This is a genomic window from Virgibacillus ndiopensis (genome assembly GCF_900187325.1).
Classification (GTDB): Bacteria; Bacillota; Bacilli; order Bacillales; family Amphibacillaceae; genus Virgibacillus_E; species Virgibacillus_E ndiopensis.
In genome coordinates this window covers 886,727-911,314 of the sequence record NZ_FZMZ01000006.1, presented here as the reverse complement: position 1 = coordinate 911,314, position 24,588 = coordinate 886,727, and the positions used below count along the sequence as shown (strand labels likewise).

The following is a 24,588-nucleotide window of genomic DNA, read 5'->3' as shown; positions in this document are numbered from 1 at the left end:
GGCTAAGCGTAATCGCTCAGCGCCTTTTTTTATTTATTGAACAATTTCTATATTTTCAGCACTTAGTGACCCATCAGGTAATAAATATATTCCTTCTAAATAGTTCTTTTTTCCAAAAATCGTATCGTCAACAGATAAGAAAGCCCATGGAGTTTCTTCCCAAATAATTTTTTGAGCTTCCGCGTAGGCTTGCTTTCTTGCCTCCAAATCAGCAGTTGCTAAACCATCGGCAATCAAACTATTTACTTCCTCATTATTATAATAAGCTGTGTTATACGAACTTGGAGGAAATGCATCTTTACCTCCTACAAGAGGGCGTATTCCCCAGTCAGCATCTCCAGTAGATGGAGACCAGCCACCATAATACATCTCAATCTCAGCATCCTCTGGGTTCTGTACAGACCATATACTATCTGAAAGTGTACCGGATTCCATTGGAACAACTTCTGCTTCAACGTTTATTTGTGCAAGCTGCTGCTGGATAAATTCCATTCCCTTCAAAGTAGAAGAGTTGTTTGATCCCCATATAGTTGTTTTAAAACCATCTTCGAAACCCGCTTCTGTTAGCAATTCTTTTGCCTTTTCTATGTTATACTTGTATTGCTCTTGCTTCGAATAGAATTGTGTATTAGGTGCAATGATTGAATCCATCGGTGTCGCATATCCTTTCATAACGACTCCAATAAAAGCTTCCTTATTAATCGCATAATTTATTGCCTTACGAACACGGACGTCATTAAAAGGTTCTTTCATATTATTCATTGCTAGATATCTAACAATAATTGATGGGGCATTTTCTACCATAATACCGTCTTTACCGTTAACACTTTCTGCCTGTTCTGTTGGAACTGGATAGATAAAGTCCGCTTCACCTGTTTGAAGCATTGCGATACGCGTTCCGTTCTCTGGTGTTGGCTTAAATGTCATAGAATCTACTTCATTCCCAGTCGCATTCCAGTAATCTTCATTTTTTGTTACCGTTAAATGATCACCCGGTTTCCAATCTTTAAATACATATGGGCCTGTACCAACCGGATGTTGTGAAACTTCATCTCCATACTCTTCTAGAGCTTTAGGACTTATCATCATTCCTGCTGGATGTGCAAACGTATTAATCATGGCACCAAATGGTTCGGATAGTATAACTTTCACTGTATACTCATCAACGACCACTGTTTCCTCTATAACCTCAAACAAGCTAGCACGTATAAGGGTACTATCAGGATCAGTTAGACGATCAAGATTAGCTTTTACTGCTTCCGCGTTAAATGGTGTACCATCGTGAAAAGTTACCCCTTCTTGTAATTTAAATGTGAATTCTGTAGCATCCTCATTGGCTGAATATTCTTTTGCGAGAACTGGAACTACATTCATATCCTTATCAAACCCAACAAGACCTTGCATCATCGTTTTTTGCGCAGAGTACGAAAGTGTATCATTCGTATCATGAGGGTCCATACTGATAAAATTATCCGCAACCGCAATAGTTATATCTTTTCCTTCTTTTTTGACAACCTCTTGTTTCGTATCTTCATCGCTTTTGGATTCCGTATCTGTAGTGCTAGAGCATCCTATCAACACAACTATCAAAATAATAAATAGTGGAACCAACTGACTTTTTTTCACTACATATTCCTCCTTTAGGTGAATAAAGATTTTAAAATGCTAAGGCATTTTTCAAATTAAATGATGGAATTAATTCACCAATCACCTCGTTTCTTGCGTTAAATAATTTCGGGTGATGATATTCCTTTAAATTCTCAATCTGATCATCACTTAACAAGCCCAGTTGTATTAATACTTCCATTGCTGCAGGATATACCGCTCTCCCATTACCATCTACAACTTTGACAGCAATCCCTAATCCTGTTTCTTTGTCGCCAATACAATAGACACCTTCTGCTCCAGCCTTGCCAATAAATCTACCTTTCCCTGCTAACATAAAGTCGGTACAGAAACGATTCGTTCCCCCAACCATTTCAGGAGCAGTTGTCATTGCTGTCGTTATTCGTTCTACGGAAGTCCTCCTTTCCTCACGAAGAGATTTTGGATTGACCATTTTTGCATATCCATGAGCTAGGCGATCTAATGGTAAAGCATGAACTGGTACCCCACAACCATCTATACCAATAACTATTTCATCACTAGGATAGCTACACATCTCACTAATAACCTTACGAATTCTTTGTTGAATGGGATGATCTATTTCATAGTAATTCTCTGTTGATTCCCCCATATATTTGACAGTTGCTAACATCCCCGTGTGCTTACCAGAACAGTTATTATATAATGGCGTAACTTCTTCTCCGTTAAGAATTAGATTTTTATACGTATCCCGCCATCGAGGTATATGGGTTCCACAACCTAAATAGGTATCATCAAGCCCTACCTTGTCCAAAATTGATAAAACCCTGTCGGTATGCATGGTCTCCCCATTATGGGATGCAGTACAAAGCGATAAATCCGCATCACTAAAGTGATAATAATCAGCCGCCCCGGTTTCCACTATAGGTATAGCTTGAAATGGTTTCATAGATGATCTAGCGTAAATCTTTTCTTGCGTATTTCCAACTTGATGCAACAGCTCTCCATCAGCATTTACAACTGCCACGTTAATTTGATGACAGCTTTCCATATGGTTACCTCTTTGTACCTTTACTAAATTGTTATCTTCCACTAATTCTCCCCCCTTCAAAATATTTTGATAATTTAGATATATATTAAACCACATTCAAACCATTTGCAACCCATTTATTAATATTTTTTTAGAAAAGAGCTAATAAAAATACTGTTTCAACCTATTAATTTAACCCTAAAAAAACAGCCCTAAGGCTGTTTTTAAACTCTGTATAAATCAACCACTAACCTTCCTAACTCAATACCCCCAACAACCACGGTGCAGCATACAAAATCATAAAAAGTACACCGTAGTTAACCCCATTTTTATGAAGTAAACCAGAAACAAGCGCTACTAAAATAGTACCAAATATATTAATCCATCCAGCATCCATATACGCTAACATGACAACAAGACCGGCGAAAAGTCCGATTAGCGCTTCATGCGGAATGTATTTAAAAACAAAAGCACAAATTTGACTCGAGTACTTAATGGTGATATTGAATGTAATCACCAACGCAATAACCGCACCAATAATGGTTGCTGTCATGATTTCACCCATGGAAAGCAAATGATGAATGTTATGTTCCGGTGTATAGACTGGAGGTGCATTAAACAATCCAGCTGCTGGCCCGATAGCCATCGGTGACAATGGTAAACCGATCGCAATTAAAGGAATTAAGGTTCCAGAAATATACGAAGCATTTGTTAAACCATCCATCGTAGAAATTGCCCTAGATGCTCGCTGAACTGGATCCTTAACATGTCTTGTTAAAAATTCACCTAAAAATACGGTCATTCCAACCGGTGAGAGAAAGAAAGTTATCGATCCAATAAAACTACCAAAAGCCGAAGAGGCTGATTCCTTTTTCGTGAGGATTTGGAATGGATTAGGAATTCCTTTCGCTTTTTCAGAACTCTTTAACTTAATTTCCTTGTTCCCAAGTCCAGGCATATTTTTACGATATTCTTTATTTAACAGTTCAAATAACGTAAAGGCGATTGGACCAATGGTAATTCCTAAAAAGAAAGATACAAATACCGTTACATCTGGAGGTACTATTTCTAGTCCCCAATATAAGTGACGCAACCCTTGTATAAGTAAAGCAAAAGGAACAATAATAGCTAACGATAAAATTTTATTCGTTGTCATTAATGCTAGAAACACGGCACCAAAAAAGAAAATTAAACCGGCATATTCACTTATCGTATCAGCATATGGGAGAATTAAATTTGCAATAAGAAAGCTGACTGGTATGGAAACAATCGTCCCTATTACAGAACCTGAGGACATTTTCTTAATACTTACATCAGGCAAACCGTGTGATTTCAATACCATAGCATGCTCAACCATTGGTGCGGCCATCACGCCACCTGGTATCCCCGCGATGGCAACAGGAATAGAATCTGTTAATTTTTTTGCAACTATCGCACTAATGAAAAATGCCAAAATTACATATGGCGAAACACCCACAAGTACAAGGGCAATAGTAACTGGAGCTAACACAGCAGTCTCATCTGTCCCAGGCGCAATTCCGATTAATGTATATAGAACTGCCCCGCCAATGCTAGCCAATATCATTTGTAAAATTATTACCATATCCATGCCTATTCATCTCCCTCCATTTTGGTGATGTTCCGTTTTGGTTTAATAATAATACTACTGATAATAAACCCAATAACTCCACCTACAAGCCCCGTTATTAACGGTTGTGGCGCTTCACCTGGTGCTAAAATAAATCCACCAAGAGCGAAGGCAATACAAAGTAACATGGATATACCAAGGTCCTTAATTTTTACATTATCTCCCCAAATATCAACGTAGTTTTTGTTTTCGTCGTTCAAAACTCTCCCTCCCCTTTTTTCAGTTTAACGATTGAACAATTGCCTTAATATCATCAAATCGAAACGTTCCTTTTTTCGTCGCAAGCTCTACTATCTTATCAATTTGGCCACTACTTGCACCAGCCATAGCCGCCATATTTCTAGCATGTAATTTCATATGCCCCCTTTGAATACCCTCGCTTGCTAACGCCTTAATCCCTGCAAAATTTTGCGCCAATCCCACTGAAGCTATAATCCGTGCTAAACGCTCAGCCGTCTTCACCTGTAAAATTTTTGTACTCCATTTCGCAACTGGATGGGCCTGTGTTGCACCGCCTATTAACCCTACTGCTAATGGAACTTCAATCATACCAATAATAGAATTGTTCTCCCCCAGTTCCCACTGTGTAAGTGATTTATATCTACCTGAAATGGAAGCATATGCATGGGCTCCAGCTTCAACAGCTCTTGTGTCATTACCTGTCGCGAGTACAACTGCTGAAATACCATTCATAATCCCTTTATTATGGGTTGCAGCACGATATGGATCGAGATTAGCTAGCTCTGTTGCACGCATAAAATTTGCTATTGCCGCTTCATCTCCTTGAAATGGGTCCTCGAAGGTTGCTCTGGCACGAACGATTCGCCTATCAGCAAGGTTCGATAAAATTCGTAAAACAACTTTTCCTCCAGTAATCGTTTCAATCAATGGCGAAACAGCTTCAGCCATTGTATTAACTGCATTAGCCCCCATAGCATCTTTGGTGTCAATCAACAAATGCATCACAACCATTTTCTCATCATCACCCTGAATCATCTGTACATCCAGATCTTTAGCGCCTCCTCCAAATGATACCAAAGTTGGATCCTGTTCGTTACACAATTGTATAATTTCTTCCTTATGCTCATAAATACGAGCCAATGCTTCGTATGGCGCTTTCAAATTGGTTATCTGAACTTGCCCTCGCATAATCGATCCTGTATAGGAGGTGGTGAACCCCCCTGTATGATACGTCATTTTTGCCGCATTACTAGCAGCCGCTACTACAGAAGGCTCCTCGGTCGCCATTGGAACAAATACATCTTCACCATCAACTTTAAAATTAACAGCTATCCCTATTGGTACTGGTAAATAACCTACCACATTTTCAATCATTCGGTCAGCATCTTGAATGGTAAAACCATTTTGCCCCCTAACCATTGTTTTATCTTCCTCTGAAAGTTCAAGATTAGCCAAAATCTTATCTAATCGTTGTTCAGGGGACAATTTATAGAATCCAGGTATACGCGATGTCATTTTTATCTCCTCCTATCCTCGTTAATGAATGCGCTTACAATATTGTATGAAAATTTGTTATCCCGCATTACACATTGTTTCCTTTTATTCAACATTGTTGAATAAATTATATACTGAATTTTCTAAAATGTAAACCGGTTAGTAGCATTACCTACACTGATCTTGCTTCCCATTTTATGCAGAGCTGCCAGAATAAAATTACCACACACTTAATTCTAGCTCGAACGATCAGGTAAAAATCATGAAACAAAATAGCAAGTCTTCACAAAGTCGAGAAAAGTAAAAAGGCTGAGCAAGTATCTGCCCAGTCTTTTATTTTTTTAACTTTTATTACTTTCAACCTAACTCTCAACCCTATCCGTAATCAACATGTGTCCAGGAGCATGAGTAATCATAATCTCGGGCTTCGCGTGTATACAAACATTCTGAGGTGTTACGCCACACGCCCAAAATACAGGAATTCTATCATTTTCATCAAATTTAACACACTCACCATAATCCGGCTTATAAATATCCTGAACTCCAATATCCCCTGGATTGCCGACATGAACAGGTCCACCATGCGAGGTTTCAAATTTTGAAGTAATCTCTACAGCTTTCTCGATTTCATCTTCCTTTAAAGCTCGCATGCTTACAACCATATTTCCCTCAAATCTGCCTGATTTTTCACAAGGAATATTCGTTTTGAACATAGGTACCACTTTTGTTTGTTCTTGGTGTAGTAAGCGAATACCCGCTTGATTTAACGCTTTTTCAAAAGTGAAGCTGCACCCAATTAAAAAGGTGACAAATTCCTCTTTCCACTCCCTAGTGACATCCAATACTTCATTTTCAAATATGCCATTTTTGTAGATTCGGTATTTAGGTAAGTCGGTTCTGATATCGGCATCTGCAACCAAAGGCTGGGTTGACCCACCTTCCAGAATATCTACCAGTGGACAAGCTTTTGGATTTCGCCGACAAAACAGTAAAAATTCAAAGGCATATTCCCTTGGTAATGTAATTAAATTGACCTGTAAATAATCATCACATAAACCAGATGTTGTAGTAGCATCTAAGTTCATTCGGTATCTTAAGCGTTGTTCTTTAGGAGTCATTCATTCACCCCCTATTCTAAAAATCCAACAGGAAATAGTACAAGCTTAGGTATATACGTAATTAGTAATAAAATAATGATCAAAATGATAATTTGCGGGAATAGATAGTTGAACATTTTTGGTACTTTAATTTTTGCTATAGATGAAGTCACAAACAAGCACACTCCAAGTGGTGGTGTAACCATACCAATTGTTAAGTTTACTGCCATCACAACCCCAAAATGAACCGGGTCAATACCAGCAGCCAAAATTAAAGGTAGGAACAATGGTGTAAAAATAGAAACCGCACTTATGGTATCAATAAATGTTCCCGCAATTAACAAGATAATATTTATAATAAGCAATAATAGAATCGGATCGTCTGAAATGCTTCCCATCATGTCGATAAGCTGGTTTGGAATCTGATTATATGACAAGAACCATATAAATAATGATGCAGTTCCGATTAAGAATACAATCGCAGCAGTTGTTTTCGCTGTGCTTAACATAATCGGCCACAAATCTTTTATAGAGATTTCTCGATAAACAAACATACCTATGATTAATGCATATACAACAGCGATTACACCAGATTCTGTTGCAGTAAAAATGCCTGATACGATACCCCCAATAATGATAACAGGCATTATTAACGCCAAGATTGCATCTTTCGCACCTATGACGATTTCTTTAAAAGTAGCCCGTCTATCACTTGAACGATAGTTATTCTTTTTACCGACATAGTAGCTGTAACCCATCAGTCCAATCCCCATAAGCAATCCAGGAATTACGCCTGCAATAAATAGATCACCAATGGATACACTTGCAATTACTCCAAATAAAATCAGGACAATACTCGGTGGAATAATTGGACCTATCGTAGCCGCGGTCGCAACAAGACTAGCTGAAAATCGTACATCATAGCCTTCTCGGTTCATCGCTGGAATCATCATACCACCAATTGCAGCAGCAGCGGCGATTGCTGTGCCAGTTAATGCAGAGAAAAACACACTGGCAAGGACAACAACCATAGCCAATCCACCCGGAAGAGGACCCACAATGGTCTTTGAAAAATCAATAAGCCTTTTTGAAATACCACCTTTTGTCATTATTTCACCAGCTAATATAAACAGTGGAACAGCAACCAAGGTGAAATTATCAAGTCCACTAAAAACCTTTCTAGGAACATTTATTAGTAAACCTGGGTCTGTTAACATAATTCCAATAATAGAAACAAAACCTAATCCAAAGGCAATAGGTACTCGTAATATAATTAATACAAATAACAAAACAACTAACCAAATCATGAGAACACCTTCTTAATATGGAAATACAACATAAAGAGTCCACTAACAGGCAAGGCAAGATAAACATAGGCTTTTTTAACTGGTAAAATACCTAAAACTTGCCCGGACTCGAAGTTATCCATTACAAGAATAAATCCATAATAAACCAGCGTAACTATCATTACTCCAACCACGATGAATTCTAGTGTTTTGAGTATTATGGAAAACGTATTTGAAAGATTATCATACAAATCTACCGTTAAGTGCTCGCTATTTTTTATAGCAAGTGCAGAACCAAATAGAATACTATAAACAAAGCTAACCATTAATACTTCTTGCGACCAGCTAAGCGGTTGTTGTATGACATAGCGAAAAACTACCTGGAGTAATGTGACGACAACTGCAGCAGACAAGCAGATTGTCGTTATGATTTCTAAAAGTTTTCCAAGAAAAGAATCTATTTTACTTAAAGCCATATATGATCATCCTTTCCTAGTAAAAATTGTCCCATTGGGCAGAACCCCTATGGGACAACCTCCTATTATTCTGCTTCTTTAATTCTGTTAACAAGATCCTCAGGAACTTCTTCACTTACCGCATCCTTAACATCCTTCGTTTTTTCACGGAAAGCTTCTCGATCTGGTTCAGTAATCGTTACCCCATTATCTTTCAACGTTTTAATAATTTCTTGTTCCTTATCAGCAAGGTAGTCACGTTGATATGTTTCTGTTTCTTCAACTGCACTTTGAATTGCTTCTTGATTCTCTTTACTTAAACCTTCCCAAACCCCATCATTCATCAATACAACTGCAGGTGTATACGTATGTGCTGTTAACGCAACATATTTTTGTACTTCATAGAATTTCATTGAATTTATAGTTGGAAGAGGATTTTCCTGTCCATCTACCACACCTTGATCAAGAGCTGAATATAATTCGTTAAAAGCAACAGGAGTAGGACTTGCACCAAGAGCTTTCATATGCGCTTCCCAAACGGGTGCTGGCTGTACACGGATTTTTAACCCTTCAACATCTTCAGGAGTCATAATTTCTTTTTTGTTATTCGTTAAGTGTCTAAAACCAACTTCCCAGTATCCTAACCCTTTCATGCTCTGATCTTTCGCAAGAGCTAACAGGTCATCTCCAATTTCTCCATCAAGGACACCATATACATGTTCTCTATCTTTAAATAAATATGGAATTCCAAATACATTCATTTCAGGAATTGTATTTGCAAGTGCACTATCAGCAGCAACAGTAGTCATATCAACTGAACCACCCATAACCTGCTCAATAACGTCACCCTCACTTCCAAGTGTTGCGTTCGGATGGATTTCAATCTTTACTTCACCGTCTGTCTTCTTTTCTACTAGTTCCTTAAACTTTTTAGCAGCAATATGATACTGATGCGTTTCGGAACCAGAATGTGCTAATTTAAGTGTAGTTGCACCACTATCACCATCACTTGAATCAGATCCACAGGCAGCTAATACTAATAGTAAAACTGTAAATATGCTAAACAATATTGTCTTTTTCATCCTCATAAAAATTACCCCTCTCTATAATCCTTTTTTATATAAATGTGGCACCCTACTTGTAAAAATAGGTACATCTTTTCTAACTTGTTTAACTTTTTCTAGATCAAGCTGAATAGCGAGCGTTTCTTCCTTGTCCTCTGATCCCTGCTTTAAAACATCTCCCCACGGGTCAACCACCATCGAGTTTCCACAGAAACGAACACCATCGTAATCTCCAATTCTGTTAGATGAAATTACATACATTTGATTTTCAATTGCTCTTGCTAACTGCAGGTTTATCCAGTGATTTTTCCTAGCATTAGGCCATTCTGCAACAATGTGTAATACTTGCGCACCTTCAAGAGCCAATGTTCTGATAATTTCAGGGAAACGGAGATCATAGCAAATGATTAATCCCATCTTTACACCCTCAAGCTCAAAAACTTCTGGTACTCGTTGTCCGCCTGAGAGATAGTTATGTTCATTTAACATTGGTACAAGATGAACTTTGTCATATTCATAAACTAAATTGCCTGAACGATTAAACACAAACGAGGAATTATAAAACTTACCATTTACCCGATTAGCAACAGAACCGCCAATGATGTTTACATTTAATTTCTTAGCTAATTCTTTTAAAAAGCTTTTGGTAGGCTCACCATCTGTATCTGCATATTTATCTAATTCATCAAGCGTATAAGCGGTTGTCCACATTTCAGGCAAAACTACTGTGTCAGGATTATTTTGTTTAACTTCTCTTTCTATCCACTCTTGAACTTTTTGTCTATTTTTTTCCGGATCACCAGGAAAAATATCCATTTGATAAATTGAATATTTCATTCAAAATCCTCCTATTCAGCTATATTTACAATCTTATATTCTGTTGTAATAGAATCGTCTAAAACAGGATCAGATAAGGTCATTCGAAACTTTTCACCATATTTAAAACCATCGAGTAATGGGACAGTTCCTGAAAAAACAATACTGTTTGTTAAAGGAACATTTTTCTTTTCAAGGTATCCTTTTATTTCCTCTAGCGTAATAATCGCTGAAATAGGATTTTCTTGATAAGCCTCCCATTTTCCATTTATCAGGATTTCTGAAGACAATGCCAATTGATCCCAATGTTCTGTAACCTTATCAATCTTCCATGCTTTTGTAGCAAAAGGCTTGTCACACACTTGCTTTGATTTATTAATATCGACTGTTTCCAATGATCGATCCGTATGGTCACTTCCAACACTTAAGTAACATTCCTCTGATGAATCTCCAAAAATTAATACAATCTCTGCCTCCCCACTAGTTTGATCACCAACAACCTCAATGACATCACCTTGATTTAACGTCGTTGCACCTACTGGAAAAAGTGCCGGAACTTCTTCTGGCTCTGGTACACCAATTTCTGCAAGTTCCTTAATATGCCTCCATGTTTGCTCCTTATCCCTGCCTGTGTACCCTATACAAAATGCTTTATTAATTTTTAGATCCTTTGTCTCACCCTCTACATTAATTTGATAGATTAAATTCTTTTGCTTTGTCATGATAGAACCTCCCTATGATAGCGCTTACTAAAGTTGAATGAAAAATTTTTATTCGTCTTTTATTGCGTTTACATTTGCTTTTGTTATCTCTAAATGCTTCCTCATTAAATCTACTGCTTCAGTACCATTATTATTTTCTAGTGCGTTCAATATTTCTTTGTGCTCCCGTATTACTTCAATCATTCTTCCCTCTTTCATAAGAGCGTTATGACCTACTAATCGAGTAAGGTTGTACATTTCTTGTAAAATTTGTTCCAAGAGATTCTGGTTAGAAAATTTCAGAATTTGACGATGGAATATCTGATCTAACTCAATATATCTTACTCTGTCATCCTTCTTCATTTCTTGTTCCTGTTCGGAAACAATCTCTTTAAGTTCTTGAAGTTGTTCCGTAGTTATTGTAGGTGCAAGTTTTCTAAGACCCTCTGTTTCAATAGATAATCGTAAAAAGATAATTTGTTCCTTTTCATTTTCCGTGATCTCACGAACATGAAAACCTTTTCTAGGGATTTGCACTAATAAACCCTCTTTGATTAGATCAGCAACCGCTTCTCTAATCGGTGTACGGGAAGTTTCTAAAGTCTCAGATAACATTGTTTCGGTAAGTAGTTCTTTGTTACTTATCGATCCTGTCAAAATAGCTTTTTTTAATTCATCGTACACAATTTCTTTTGTTGTTTTCTTTCTAGCAATCGGTTTCATATTTATTTTTTCCATCTCAAACCTCACTACATTGTATGATGTATACATCATACATCATAATTGTTAGAATTGTCAATAATAGTGGGACATGGGGTCAGTCCCTTTGTCCCAAAAGAGCGGGACACGAGGTCAGTCCCCGCGTCCCGCTTTAAAACTAGTATTTAATTTAAGTATGCTCTTTCCCCAAAAACTCCCCAATCAAAGAAAGACTCTCTTCATTCTGATCTACAAACAAACTATGGCTACTGTTCTCTAAAACATGAAACGAACTGTTTGAAATCTCTTGATGTATCACTTCATTTTCACTAACAGGTGTAATCCAATCATATCTTCCGGCAAGAATTAGTGTCGGAACTTTAATATTCTTCAATTGATCAGTAATATCAAATGATCGTAAAAAACCACCAAATCCCTGGTTTAACGCTTGATAGGATCGTTTAACTTTCGCCTTTTTCTTTGAAGAAGGTTTAGCAGAAGTTATGGCATAGAGTGAATCCATAACATGGTAGTATTCCTGCAGTTCTTCCTCCGATTGAAAATCGCCATCCCATAGTTTATAGGCATACTTCTTTTGTTCTTCATTACCATTTTCTTCTACAAACGCTTTTGCTTTTTCAATAAAACGATAGGAAGAGGATGTAGTACATAATACAAGACCAGAAAGTTTCTCTTGATATTGCAAGGCATATTGCATCGCAACCATACCACCATAGGAATGGCCCAGAATCCAAATCTTCTCCAGCCCAAGATATTCTCGCAGTGCATCAATATCCGCAACATTTTGTTCTAATGTATATGTTTCCGGATCACCCTCTTCAGAATACCCGCAGCCTCTTTGATCTACATAAACAAGCTGCACCTGTTCTGTTAATGTATCCAGATGCGGTTTAAAGTTTAAATGAGATCCACCTGGACCACCATGCAAAACAAACATTACTGGCTTTTGAATAATATCTCCGTCCCTAATTGTTACACCATCTCCATTAACATCAAAAAATAACTTTGTTTGATTTACTGCTGCATACATACGTGATCATCCTTTACTTTGTGATTTTTGACCTGGCAACAAATATACAATCAGTAGAACGATACCAATAAGTAAACCAATTATCGTTGCAACGATTAATACCGGCCATATATTAAGAAAATTAGCACCGACCAAAAATGAAATATATCCTACCAATATAACCGATAAAAAGCCCATATCCTTTTGTGTAATTGTATTAAATCTAAATAATTGACCTTTTTCATTGTCTTCTTTTAATGCCAGGCTGCCGATTACAGTTCCTGCTAATGAAAATAGAATTCCAATAATAACAGGATCAACCGTGGTACCCATCACCTGACACCAAATTGTCGCTCCTCCTCCAAGCACCATACCAGCAATAGCTCCATTTGAATTTGCTTTGCTCCATAACAATCCTAGTATAATCGGAATAAAAGTAGCTCCAGCAAATATTTTCTGGGTGAACAGCAAGAGATCCATAATAGATGGTGTTAGGATTGCTGCAATCGTTGAAAATACACCTATGACAACAAGCGTCCACCTTGTTATGAAGATGGTATGCTTTTCATTAATAGCTTTTCCCCTGCGCTTATTATTTTGTTCATATAAATCTCTTGTAACATGGATTCCAGCACCGAGTAAATTAGAGTCAACCGTCGACATACATGCACCTAGAATCCCAGTAACAATAAAAATACCTATCCAAGGATTGATTAGTTCCATTGCCAGCATTGGGAAAACCGTTTCTGCATTTTCCATCCCCGGAATAAGTGCCTTACCAATACCACCGACCAAAGCCAATCCAAAAGCCATAAATAATGCAACAAACCAGACCATCAATAGACTTGTACGTTGAATCGTGCTGACACTTTTAGCAGAATACACACGCTGAATTTGCGTTTGACTGATTGTATTCAACGGTAAAAAGGTAATAACCCAAGCCAGGACCATGATAAACGTAACGCTTTCTGTCACGCTCATAAATCCATCTCCAAGAACAGCTTGTAGTGATTCATGACCATTAAGTGTTGCGTTAATCAAGGAACTATCTGGAGATAATGCTTGTAATCCAAATACAATTACTAAAACAAGACCTAATACCATGATGATTGATTGTATCCAATCTGTAATCGCAACACCCATCAATCCTCCAAAGGTTGTATAAACAATTGTCACTACCGACGTTATGATGATTGCTAAATTAGTATCGATTCCCAATATCGAATTTAAGATAACACCAATTCCAAGAATACTCCCTCCTGCACCGCCAATTAGTGCCACAAGCGAGAATAACGTCGTCAATATCGCCACTACGTTTGAATATCGTAATGCCATCAAATCTGGTAATGTAAAAACTTCATAATCCTGGGAAATTCTGCGGATCTTGCCCGAAATAAAGAATAGTACAAAATAAGCCGAACCCGCTGCAACGAGTAACCATACCATGGAAAACCCATCTGCATAAACCATTCCACTAAACCCCATATATGTGTTAGCACCGACTACTGTAGAAAAGATTGTACTAAAAAGCAGTCCAGAATTCATTTTCCCTCCAGCAACATAAAAATCCGCTCTTGTTTGCTGCTTTTTAGACACCATAACCCCTACCACAACCATTAAAATTAAATAAACAATTGGTATAATGTAGTAATTATTCCATTCCAATTTCATCCCTCCACTTTTTTAAAATTTCGTTTTGTTAAAATATAATAACAATGATTATATTACTGAAGGTCGAATTTATCAAGATATTGTTGGAATTTATCGGTTTTTATTAAGATTCTGTTAATTGTTTTTGATAAAATGCTCATTTTCACGAATAAAAAACCAAACTGTGAAGCAAGAGCATTCCCTCTTACGTACACAGTTCGGTTTACACTATCTAATTATAAGCACGAATATCCCGTGATTAATACACCAAATTCCTCCCCACATCCAAATGCCCAATCCCATGAGCTGTTTTTCCATTAACAATAAGATCCGCAGCAATTGATCCAATAATAGGAGCCATTTTAAATCCATGCCCTGAAAATCCGCTCACTAGATAAGTATTTTTCATCTCAGGAATTTCTCCAATAATGGAATGATCATCAGCTGTATACCCATCCATATAAACGCTTGCCCGAATTGGGTCAGGAATAAGTCCGGGCATTAATTCCTTCACCGCATCACTTACTTCCTTTATTTCATCTATTGAAACATCCCTATTCAGATTACTTGGTTCCGGCACTTCGGCTGGATTCTTGGTATTAGAAGCCTTTACCATTGTCCCATCCAATGTCGGTGCTCCCGTTAATCTGAAATCCTTCCTCATTCTAGCAAATATCGGAAAGTTCGCTGGCTTGAATTGATTGATATTTTTCGCTGGAAACCATGTCAGCACCAGTCTCCTTGCTTCTATCTTGGATTCTAGTTTTGGCAGCAATTTTTTCGTCCATGCCCCGGTAGTTACCAGCACTTTTCCTACCCGATATGTTTTTCCATTGGTAACAATTGTTACTCCATTGTTATCTGGTATGATTTTATCAATCCTTGAGAACCTGTGTATAACTGCTCCGTTCTCCTCTGCTTGATAAGCTGCTGAAATAACTGCAAGTTCCGGTCTAATAAATCCTGCATTTTTATCTAGGATCATCACTTCATCAGAAAATAATTTAAATTGCGGGTAGCGTATCGTTGCTTCATTCACTTGAATAACCTCATGGTCCAAGTCAAATTCCTTTATGGACTCCATTACATTTTTGAGAGCTATTGAATTTGGGTCACCAACCATTAAACCACCATTTATCGTTAATAAGGTGTTACCCGTTTCCTCTTCTAATTGTTTCCATAGTCGACGTGCATCTTGCAATAATGGAACATATTGCTTTCCCTCCATATATGCTGTTCGAAAAAGGCGTGATTCTCCTCCGGCAGCTGAACGATCATTCCCTATGCCAAATTGTTCGAACCCTAATACAGATACACCTCTTTTTGCAAGCTGCCAAAGCGCCATGCTCCCCATTGCGCCTACACCAATTACCGCTATATCAGCATCCATACTCTACACCCCATTTTTTTGTATATTCAGTAAATTAAACTTGCACTTCTTCCTTATCTACTTCCAATTCCTCTGATTTATTTTTATCATTAAACATGTAAGTAAATACAATAAAGCCAACTAAAGATCCCAATATACCAAACGCTACATACGGTATATCCGTACCAACGATTTGAGCAACTGCTGCACTTAATACACCTAAGGACATACTTCCTACTGCACTTTTGGCACTCAAGAGATTTGTTTTTCTTAAAATAAATCCTCCAAAGATCGGTACCAATAGACCTGACGCAGAGTAAGCATATGTTGCAACAAGCCATCCAAGAGCTTTTGGATAATATAATGCCAATCCAACAGCGAGCGCGATCACCACAACCGACATTAGCCGTGATAACCTCAATATTTTTTGATCACTTGCATTTGGATTAATATAGGATTGATAGATATCGGTTGTTATATTTACTACAACTGATTGTACGGCACTACTAACTGTAGACATAATTGTCGCTATAATAAATGAGCCATAAAGTGCCATAAACCAAAGTGGAATCTGAGTCAGGAACCAGCCGGAAGCCAATTCCGGATCATTTAAATCTGGATTCATTGAAAAAATAGCAATACCCATAAATGATGCCCAAATACCACTAATCACCCCTACAATCGCAGCAATAATGAATCCTTTCTTTGCAACACTTGGACTACTGGCAGCATAAATACGCTGGTAAGACATTTGATTCGTCAATGCACCTGGGAAAATAGCCAGTATCCAGAAAATGATTGTCGTTGTTCCTACTGCACCAAGTCCTTCTGGAATGTTAATCATATTTCCAGGTACGTTCGATGTTATTTCAGACCATCCACCAGCAAGGTTAAACGCATAAATCCCACTAATTACTGTCATAATGATCATGAAACAACCAAACAAAAAGTCCGTCCATGCTACAGATTTTAATCCACCCGGCAGGACAAACAGTAAACTGATTGCAGCAAAAATTACAATTAATAGCGTAAAATCGATCCCCGTAATTTCCGTAAATAAACTTCCGAATGCTACTAATTGCGTACATAACCAGCCGAATGGCACAACAATTGCCATGAAGGTAACGATAGTCATCATGAGTTTATGTTCACCGTACAACTTCTTGAAAATCTCTGGCATTGTCGTAAACTTATGTTCTTTTAACCAATTGGCAAGGAGTACTAGAACGATTATCCCTATGGAATACAAGAGATTATACGTGATTGCTGACCATCCAGCACTATAACCGATTCCTATATGGGCAACTAACACCCCGCCTCCAACCCCTGTAGCAAATTGGGTTCCAGCTACTACATAAATTGGTAACGATCTTCCTCCCACCGTCCAGCTTTCACTGCTTTTATTTCTCCTGCCAATCCAAAACGAGAAAATCGCTGCACCTGACAAAACCACGATAGAACACAACAAAATAACTAAAGTAGCATTCATTATTTACCTCCTTAAAAAAAATAAATTTTTCGATTATTTTGTGTGTAAAAACTATGTTGTTTGTACGTTCATACATATGACTTAAATTCGCTAAAACGATCCAGTCTTAACTTGTCACAATCAATTGAGGTTTCTCCTTGTATTAACAGCTCTGTCATAACTGTTCCAACTAGTGGGGAAAGCGTAATTCCACTATGCATTACTGCAACATATGCGTTATCAATTGTCGGAATTTCCCCCAATATAGGCTGCCCATCATTTGGAATCACACGGACACCTGCAAAACATCGAACAATATTTGCTTTTGCTAGATCTGGCAAATATTCAACAGCCATTTTTGCTGTATCTTGAATGACATCCAATGTCGTTCTTCTGTCATATCCAACCTCTTCCTTTGAGTAACCTATCAAAACTTCTCCATTATCGGCTTGACGCATCCCTCCTATTGTATGTTTAATTAGTGGAGCCAATGGTTCTGTAACTAAAATTTGACCCCGAACTTGTTTCACAGGTATATCCACTCCCAAAAGCTTGCCAACTCCCTTTGTCCATGGACCAGCAGCTAGGACCAACTGTTTTGCACGAAAAACTTCTTTTTTAGTCGTAATTTCAAAGATACCTTTGTCTCGTTTAATATCAATAACAGGATTATAAAAAGAGAACTGAACACGATTCTTTTTAGCAGCTCTGATATAGAGCTCTACCAGGCGAAACGGATTAACGTTTCCATCAATTTTACTGAAGGTTGCTCCGGCAATATTCGGAGAAAGGGCAGGTTCCTTTTCTAATACTTGGTCACGGGTTAATACATCAATTTCAATTCCTACCTCAGCTTGTTTCTCAGCAAGTCGCAACGCACTTTCCCTATCTGATTCATTAAAAAACGGAGCAATCCCGCCAGTTCGTTTATATTCCACATCTCCAATTTTCCGTTCAAGAAAAGGATATAACTCAGCACTTAACATACTAAGTTCTCCGTACCAGGACGGCGTTTTATTATGTACCCAAACCCAAGCCTGAGTAGATCCTGATGTACCAGATAACGGATAGTCCTTATCAATAACTAAGATTTCTTTTTGTCCGCCTTCCGACAAATGAAATGCAATACTACTACCCACTACACCGCTTCCGATAACTACAACGTCATATTGCTTAGCCATGGTTTTCATCATCCTCTTGTGGAGCTGATTCACTAAAAACAGAAATCACGCTTGACGACACTTCATTACCAACCAGAGCGGAAATCCGCGTTGGTTTTAACGGCATTCTTAATCTGGGTGGTCTAATTTCACTAAGTGGCACCTCTAACGACTCACTAATGATTTGCCGTACTAAATTGGTACAAATTTTTGCTTGGCATGGCCCCATGCCACATCTTGTCAATCGTTTAATGTCATCAAACGTATTGGCACCAGATTTTATTGCCAACTCAATTTCAGCAATATTGATTTCCTCACATTTACAAACAATTGTTGAAGCATCCATTTAAACACCTCCTACAGACATGTTGAAAAGCTTGGATAATTGTATATCCACATTATCCTGAAATTCTCTCATCAATTTGATCCGTCCATGAAACTTAGCTTTTGAATCAGCAGATTCTAGATGATAAAGTTCCTGCCACAACAGTTCTCTTTTTTCAGTAGCTTCTTCCTTACATTGACGACCTAAGGATTCTGCGACACTAATTGCCGCAATCTCTGCCGTTAGTAGAATAGCACCCAAATTAGTTATTCCAGCTGCATTTCCAGCTACATAAATAGAGGCTGTGCTTGTTTCCATCAAGGTTGAATATTGTGGTAGCCAACCTCCCAGATCCTTTTCATAAGCAAAGTCACAGCTTAGTATTTCAAAAGGCTCCAATATTGGGGTTAAGCCCTTACCAATACAAACCAAATCAATTTCCATTTCTTTTTCCGAGCCATTGTGGTTGATAATTACCTTTTCGACTTCTCCTGCACCAGATGCTTGTGTGACATAACTATTTTGGTAAATAGGTACACCAGCTTCTTTTAAAAATTGAATCGTTTCCTCTTTACATCCAATCAATTGATCCTCATTTTCGATAACCCCTTGTAACGAAACACCATTTTCAATTAATTGCTTTCCTACTTCTAATGCAAAATCATTGGAGCCGATTATGATGGCATTTTTTCCTGGTATAACATGTTCACGGTTCATTACTATTTGAGCAGCACCTATAGTCATTACACCAGGCAATGTCCAACCAGGAAAAACGAACGCTTCTTCAGCAGCACCTGTAGTCACAATTACTTTTTCAGCGGAAATGGGGATCGTACGCTGTCCATTTGACACACCAATTCTTCCATCTTTATACGTTCCAATCATCGTGTGTTTTGATAAAATAGTTACGTCTAAATCCGTGAGTCTTTCTACTAACGTCTGCATAAGGGTTATACCTATCTGGCTATCAAACTGTTTCGGTAAATTAGTTAGTCGTTGCGTTTGCTGTCTTAATTGCCCTCCTAAAGAAAAGGATTCATCAACGACAATTGTCTTTATGCCATTTGAAGCTGCCACATATGCTGCATGTAATCCTGCTGGTCCACCACCTATGATTAACAAATCAGTCTCCATTTGCCTTCCTCCTTACATCAGGGTCGGCGTCGTTAGAGGAGACCTTCATTCCTTCCTCAACAAGTGTGATGCAGCCCAACACATGATTCAATCCGTTTACAGTTAGAAAACAGCTACAACATCTGCCGTTTGCACAAAATAACCCTCTTGGTTGCTGTAGCTTTCTGCTAATGCCAAATTTTTTTATACCATTTGCCATTAACGCTGCGGCTACTGTTTGTCCTTCTCTAGCTTTTAAAAACTTATCATTAAAGGAAAACGTAATTTCTTTTTCAGATTTCTTTCCAGGTATTGAATGATTTACTATTTGCAATACAAATACCTCCTAACATTAAATTATAATGTTATAACTTTTAAGAGAATATATTTCACTATATGCATACAACTGCACTCAATATTCACCATTTTCTTCAGTTTCTTGTCTTACAATAGTTAATTCAATATTTAAGGATTTTTCGTTTTATCGATAGTACTACATCTTGAAATCTATAATTTGAAAACGATCAGATCATCTCTTTTTTATAGGATTAGTTACTATTCTATTTTTTACTGCAATAGCTCTCATTGGATTATATGGAGTTAAATCAAGGTCTGTTTCTTCATTAATAGCGATGGAAGCAGCAAGTTTACCAACATAAGGTCCCATAGTTAAACCTGACGCTCCAAGGCCATTTGCCATAATAACATTTTCAAACGGATTAATTGGACCTAGTAATGGTAAAATATCAGGTCCCATCGGTCTGAAACCAACCCGAACTTCCTGTAATTCCCCATTACTTATACCAGGTGCAACGTTCATCGCTTCTGACATTACCTCGGAAATCCCACCAATAGTGGTACGATATTCAAAACCAGATCCTGTTTCTCTTGTAGCACCAGCAACTACTTTAGAATCATTAAATGCTAACATATAATGACTAGATTGCGGTAATATAACTGGCCAATTAGATGTATCGACATCTGGTAGTCTAATATGAGCAATTTGTCCACGTTGGGGTTCTACTTTTAACTCAATGCCTATTGGTTCTAATAAAGATGGGGCCCAAGCACCTGTAGATACAATGATAGAATCGGCACGAATTGTTTCTCCATTTACCATAACCCCTATTACCTGACCGTTGTCATGAATCAATTCTGCCAAACCATTAACAAGTTTAGCCCCATGTTTAAGCGCCGCTCGTTTTAAAGCGGTTCTTAACAACCTGCCATCAACACGAGCTGCTCCAGATAGGTAAATTGCCTCTAGGTTTTTATTGAGAGGAGGAAATAATTTACGAGCTTCTTCAGCATTTATTCTTATAATATCACCCATCTCAGGCGCTTCCTTTTGTTTATCCTTGGTTCTTTGTTCGATTGCCTCTAATTCCTTTGAATCTGAACTAACACTTAATGCTCCAACTTTCTTATATCCAACATCATATTCCTCATCATTTTCTAGCTGTGAAATTAACTTTGGATAGTAGCGGGCTCCACCTTTTGCAATTTCATACCATTCATTATCCTCTACTCTAGATATCCATGGACATACAATACCTGCACCAGCAGAGGTTGCATTTCCTTCATGCTCTTTATCAACCATAATTACTTCTATATTATTCTTTTTGGCCAAATGATAGGCAGCATTTGCTCCTACAATTCCACTTCCAATCACAACAACCTTCATATTCCCACTCCTTTTCGTTTCATATAAAATATTTACTATAAGACTATCAATTTAACGGATAATGGCATGCTACATAATGTTCATTAGATATTTCATTTAATTTTGGCTTTTCCACTTTGCATCTCTCTGTACCGAACGGGCACCTTGAATAGAATCGACATCCCTCAGGAAGATTTAGTTGGTCCGGAATATCATTTTCGATGATAACCCGCTCTGTTTTATCTCTTAATTTTGGGTCAGGTATTGGTACTGCAGAAATCAGTCCTTTTGTATATGGATGTTTCGTTTCGCTGAATAACTTTTCCTTTGTAGTCATCTCAACTACTTCCCCCATATACATAACTGCAATTCTATCGCTAATATACTTTACAGCTGGTATTCCGTGACCGATAAAGATAAAAGTTAAATCAAATTTCCTCTGTAAATCTAGTAATAAATTTAATATTTGTGCCTGAATGGAAACATCTAACGCAGAGACTGGTTCGTCACAAATAATCAGCTTTGGTTTAAGTGCAATTGCACGTGCAATTCCTATTCGCTGTCTTTGGCCACCACTAAATTCATGTGGGAATCTTTTGGCTAGGGAACGATCAAGGCCAACTGTTTCTATCAATTCATAAACCATGTCTTCAAGCCCTTTTCCCTTTGCAACTCCATGTGTTCTAAGCGGTTCCGCAATTATGTCAAATACTTTCATCCGAGGATTAAGCGACGAAAATGGATCCTGAAAAATCATCTGTATATCTTTTCTTATCTCTTGCATTTTTTTCTTTGACAGCTTTACGAGATCTTCTCCCTCAAAGATTATCTTTCCTTCGGTTGGTTCGATTAACCGAAGAATAGTATTTCCAGTAGTTGATTTTCCACATCCCGATTCACCAACTATTCCGAGCGTTTCCCCTTTTTTTAAATATAAATCAATACCATCCACCGCTTTTAAGGTTTGTTTGGTCTTACCAAATATAGTTGTTGATACTGGGAAATGTTTCTTTAAGCCTTCAATTTGTAACAAATAATTATTTGTTTTTTCTTTTACTTCAACAACACTCATACTTGAACCACCTTTCTGTCTTGATAAAGCCAACACTTAATGGCTGAATCATTACCAACACTCAGTAACGATGGATCTTCTTCTTTGCATTTATCCATTGCAAATGGGCATCTCGGATGAAACTTACAACCAGTTGGCATATTATCTGGAGACGGAACATTTCCATCTATTGATTCCAGCTCATATTCCAGCTCATGAACTTTTGGCGTACTTTTTAGTAGCCCCTGCGTATAAGGATGTCTCGGATTCTCAAACAAATCGTATACACTTGCTTGCTCTACAATTTCCCCACCATACATAACGACAACGCGGTCAACCATTTCTGCAACTACACCTAAATCATGTGTGATAATGATAATGGATGTTTGTAACTCTTCAATCAAATTCTTCATTAAACTTAATATTTGCGCCTGAATGGTGACATCTAATGCGGTGGTAGGTTCATCCGCAATTAATAGTTCTGGATTGCATGATAATGCCATAGCTATCATAACCCTTTGCCGCATACCTCCACTAAGCAGATGCGGGAAAGAATAATATTGCTTTTCCGGATTAGGTATCCCAACCTTACGAAGCATTTCAATAGCTTTATCCTTTGCCTGTTGTTTGTTTACTTTCTGATGGATACGGATTGCCTCAGATATTTGATTTCCTACAGTGAATACCGGATTCAAAGAAGTTAGTGGTTCTTGGAAAATCATTGATATTCTGTTACCTCTGATTTTTTTAATTTGCTTCTCATTCAATTTTATTAAATCTTCACCATTAAATAGAACCTCTCCATTCACTATCTTTCCGGGTTTATCGATTAATTGTAGAATCGATAAAGACGTGACACTTTTTCCGCATCCTGATTCACCGACAATTCCAACTATTTCACCCTTATTAACCGAAAAGGATACACCATTTACAGAAGGTATAACCCCTTGTTCAGTAAAGAAATGTGTATAAAGATTTTTAACCTCCAGTAACTTTTCTACCATTATTTTGCGCCTCCTTTTTGATTTACTTGTGTTTTCGGATCAAGTACATCCCGCAACCAATCACCTAGGAAAATAATACCTAAAACAGTAATTGTAATAGCTAACCCTGGAAATGTTGCAAGCCACCAGTTTGTCGCTAAATAATTTCTACCATCTGTTAACATTGCCCCCCATGAAACATCGGGAGGTTGGATTCCTAAGCCAAGAAAGCTTAATGATGCCTCCAAGATGATTGTTGTTGCAACACTTAGCGCTGAAATCACAATAAATGATGAGACAATATTTGGCAGAACATGAACCAACATAATTTCGCTGCTTTTTGTACCAATCGACTTTGAAGCTTTTACATACTCTCTCTCTTTGATGCTTAAAACCTCTCCTCTAACTATCCTTGCATATGTAACCCAGTTAGTAAGACCGATAACGATAATTAAAACTAGTAAACTAGGTTCGAAAACGGCCAATACAACTAAAATAAACAAAATACTAGGTATCGCTAGAAACGAGTCGACTAGTCGCATCAAAATATTATCTACTATACCTCCATAATAACCAGCTACTATCCCAATGATTAGACCAATAAGACCCGCTAAAACAACAGAAAATACACCAACCAAAAGAGATACGCGAGTTCCAACAATAATTCTACTTAGCACATCCCTTCCCAAGTTATCGGTACCGAGGACATAGTTCCAAGACCCTCCGTCTAACCATGCAGGCGGCTTAAGTGTTGCAGTCAAATTATTTAGCGCTGGATCATGAGGTGCCAACACACCCGCGAATATTGCCACTAAAACAACGCATATAACAATGATAAAACCAATTGTTCCAGTTTTGCTTTGAAGTAACAGCTTCAATCCGCGAATTGTAGTACTCTGATTTTTTGATTTTGCAATTTTATCATTTATGTTTAATTCCGA

The 24,588-nt window shown here is 37.7% G+C and carries 24 protein-coding genes; all 24 read right to left on the bottom strand.

What is annotated here, in order from left to right; translation table 11 throughout:
- Window positions 1-33: 33 nt before the first annotated feature.
- Window positions 34-1,626: a glutathione ABC transporter substrate-binding protein gene (locus tag CS937_RS16890; RefSeq protein WP_099159640.1), complete on the bottom strand. Its 1,593-nt coding sequence runs from the start codon at window positions 1,624-1,626 to the stop codon at window positions 34-36.
- A 31-nt stretch (window positions 1,627-1,657) separates the two neighbouring features.
- Window positions 1,658-2,677 (bottom strand): asparaginase, encoded by a 1,020-nt coding sequence (locus CS937_RS16885; RefSeq protein WP_245835777.1) that lies wholly within the window; start codon window positions 2,675-2,677, stop codon window positions 1,658-1,660.
- 193 nt (window positions 2,678-2,870) lie between these two features.
- Window positions 2,871-4,223 (bottom strand): tripartite tricarboxylate transporter permease, encoded by a 1,353-nt coding sequence (locus CS937_RS16880; RefSeq protein WP_099159638.1) that lies wholly within the window; start codon window positions 4,221-4,223, stop codon window positions 2,871-2,873.
- 2 nt (window positions 4,224-4,225) lie between these two features.
- Window positions 4,226-4,462: a hypothetical protein gene (locus tag CS937_RS16875; RefSeq protein ID WP_099159637.1), complete on the bottom strand. Its 237-nt coding sequence runs from the start codon at window positions 4,460-4,462 to the stop codon at window positions 4,226-4,228.
- A 19-nt stretch (window positions 4,463-4,481) separates the two neighbouring features.
- Window positions 4,482-5,738, bottom strand: coding sequence for a hydroxymethylglutaryl-CoA reductase, degradative (locus tag CS937_RS16870; protein ID WP_099159636.1), 1,257 nt, complete (start codon window positions 5,736-5,738; stop codon window positions 4,482-4,484).
- Window positions 5,739-6,079: 341 nt separating this feature from the next.
- Window positions 6,080-6,835 (bottom strand): putative hydro-lyase, encoded by a 756-nt coding sequence (locus CS937_RS16865; protein ID WP_099159635.1) that lies wholly within the window; start codon window positions 6,833-6,835, stop codon window positions 6,080-6,082.
- Between the two features lie 11 nt (window positions 6,836-6,846).
- Window positions 6,847-8,121 carry a TRAP transporter large permease gene (locus tag CS937_RS16860; RefSeq protein ID WP_099159634.1) on the bottom strand — a complete coding sequence of 425 codons (1,275 nt, stop codon included), beginning with the start codon at window positions 8,119-8,121 and terminating at the stop codon, window positions 6,847-6,849.
- The gene (locus CS937_RS16855; protein ID WP_099159633.1) at window positions 8,118-8,576 is read right to left on the bottom strand and encodes a TRAP transporter small permease; all 459 of its coding nucleotides are present in this window, start codon (window positions 8,574-8,576) and stop codon (window positions 8,118-8,120) included. Before CS937_RS16855 ends, CS937_RS16860 begins: the two co-directional genes overlap by 4 nt.
- A 65-nt stretch (window positions 8,577-8,641) precedes the next feature.
- Window positions 8,642-9,643 carry a TRAP transporter substrate-binding protein gene (locus CS937_RS16850; RefSeq protein ID WP_099159632.1) on the bottom strand — a complete coding sequence of 334 codons (1,002 nt, stop codon included), beginning with the start codon at window positions 9,641-9,643 and terminating at the stop codon, window positions 8,642-8,644.
- A 15-nt stretch (window positions 9,644-9,658) separates the two neighbouring features.
- On the bottom strand, window positions 9,659-10,456 hold the full coding sequence (locus CS937_RS16845) for a carbon-nitrogen family hydrolase (RefSeq protein WP_099159631.1): 798 nt from the start codon (window positions 10,454-10,456) through the stop codon (window positions 9,659-9,661).
- A gap of 11 nt (window positions 10,457-10,467) precedes the next feature.
- A complete protein-coding gene (locus CS937_RS16840) occupies window positions 10,468-11,157 on the bottom strand; it encodes a DUF2848 family protein (protein ID WP_099159630.1) in 690 nt (229 codons plus the stop codon).
- Between the two features lie 48 nt (window positions 11,158-11,205).
- Complete coding sequence (locus CS937_RS16835) at window positions 11,206-11,874, bottom strand: GntR family transcriptional regulator (RefSeq protein WP_099159629.1); 669 nt, start codon at window positions 11,872-11,874, stop codon at window positions 11,206-11,208.
- A 151-nt stretch (window positions 11,875-12,025) separates the two neighbouring features.
- Window positions 12,026-12,886 (bottom strand): alpha/beta fold hydrolase, encoded by an 861-nt coding sequence (locus tag CS937_RS16830; protein WP_099159628.1) that lies wholly within the window; start codon window positions 12,884-12,886, stop codon window positions 12,026-12,028.
- 6 nt (window positions 12,887-12,892) lie between these two features.
- Complete coding sequence (locus CS937_RS16825) at window positions 12,893-14,530, bottom strand: sodium:solute symporter family protein (protein WP_245835775.1); 1,638 nt, start codon at window positions 14,528-14,530, stop codon at window positions 12,893-12,895.
- 244 nt (window positions 14,531-14,774) lie between these two features.
- On the bottom strand, window positions 14,775-15,905 hold the full coding sequence (solA, locus tag CS937_RS16820) for an N-methyl-L-tryptophan oxidase (protein ID WP_099159626.1): 1,131 nt from the start codon (window positions 15,903-15,905) through the stop codon (window positions 14,775-14,777).
- Between the two features lie 34 nt (window positions 15,906-15,939).
- On the bottom strand, window positions 15,940-17,373 hold the full coding sequence (locus CS937_RS16815) for a sodium:solute symporter family protein (protein WP_099159625.1): 1,434 nt from the start codon (window positions 17,371-17,373) through the stop codon (window positions 15,940-15,942).
- A gap of 68 nt (window positions 17,374-17,441) precedes the next feature.
- Window positions 17,442-18,533, bottom strand: a complete 1,092-nt coding sequence (locus tag CS937_RS16810; RefSeq protein WP_099159624.1) for an NAD(P)/FAD-dependent oxidoreductase — start codon at window positions 18,531-18,533, stop codon at window positions 17,442-17,444.
- Complete coding sequence (locus CS937_RS16805) at window positions 18,526-18,858, bottom strand: (2Fe-2S)-binding protein (protein ID WP_099159623.1); 333 nt, start codon at window positions 18,856-18,858, stop codon at window positions 18,526-18,528. The genes CS937_RS16810 and CS937_RS16805 overlap by 8 nt, the downstream gene beginning before the upstream one ends.
- Complete coding sequence (locus tag CS937_RS16800) at window positions 18,859-19,971, bottom strand: NAD(P)/FAD-dependent oxidoreductase (RefSeq protein ID WP_099159622.1); 1,113 nt, start codon at window positions 19,969-19,971, stop codon at window positions 18,859-18,861.
- Entirely contained in the window at window positions 19,961-20,284 is a 324-nt protein-coding gene (locus tag CS937_RS16795; RefSeq protein WP_099159621.1) for a (2Fe-2S)-binding protein, read from the bottom strand. The genes CS937_RS16800 and CS937_RS16795 overlap by 11 nt, the downstream gene beginning before the upstream one ends.
- Before the next feature lie 195 nt (window positions 20,285-20,479).
- Window positions 20,480-21,634, bottom strand: coding sequence for an NAD(P)/FAD-dependent oxidoreductase (locus CS937_RS16790; RefSeq protein ID WP_099159620.1), 1,155 nt, complete (start codon window positions 21,632-21,634; stop codon window positions 20,480-20,482).
- A 46-nt stretch (window positions 21,635-21,680) separates the two neighbouring features.
- Entirely contained in the window at window positions 21,681-22,685 is a 1,005-nt protein-coding gene (locus CS937_RS16785) for an ABC transporter ATP-binding protein (protein ID WP_099159619.1), read from the bottom strand.
- Window positions 22,682-23,668 (bottom strand): ABC transporter ATP-binding protein, encoded by a 987-nt coding sequence (locus CS937_RS16780; RefSeq protein ID WP_099159618.1) that lies wholly within the window; start codon window positions 23,666-23,668, stop codon window positions 22,682-22,684. The genes CS937_RS16785 and CS937_RS16780 overlap by 4 nt, the downstream gene beginning before the upstream one ends.
- The gene (locus CS937_RS16775) at window positions 23,668-24,576 is read right to left on the bottom strand and encodes an ABC transporter permease (RefSeq protein WP_245835834.1); all 909 of its coding nucleotides are present in this window, start codon (window positions 24,574-24,576) and stop codon (window positions 23,668-23,670) included. The genes CS937_RS16780 and CS937_RS16775 overlap by 1 nt, the downstream gene beginning before the upstream one ends.
- Between the last annotated feature and the right edge of the window lie 12 nt (window positions 24,577-24,588).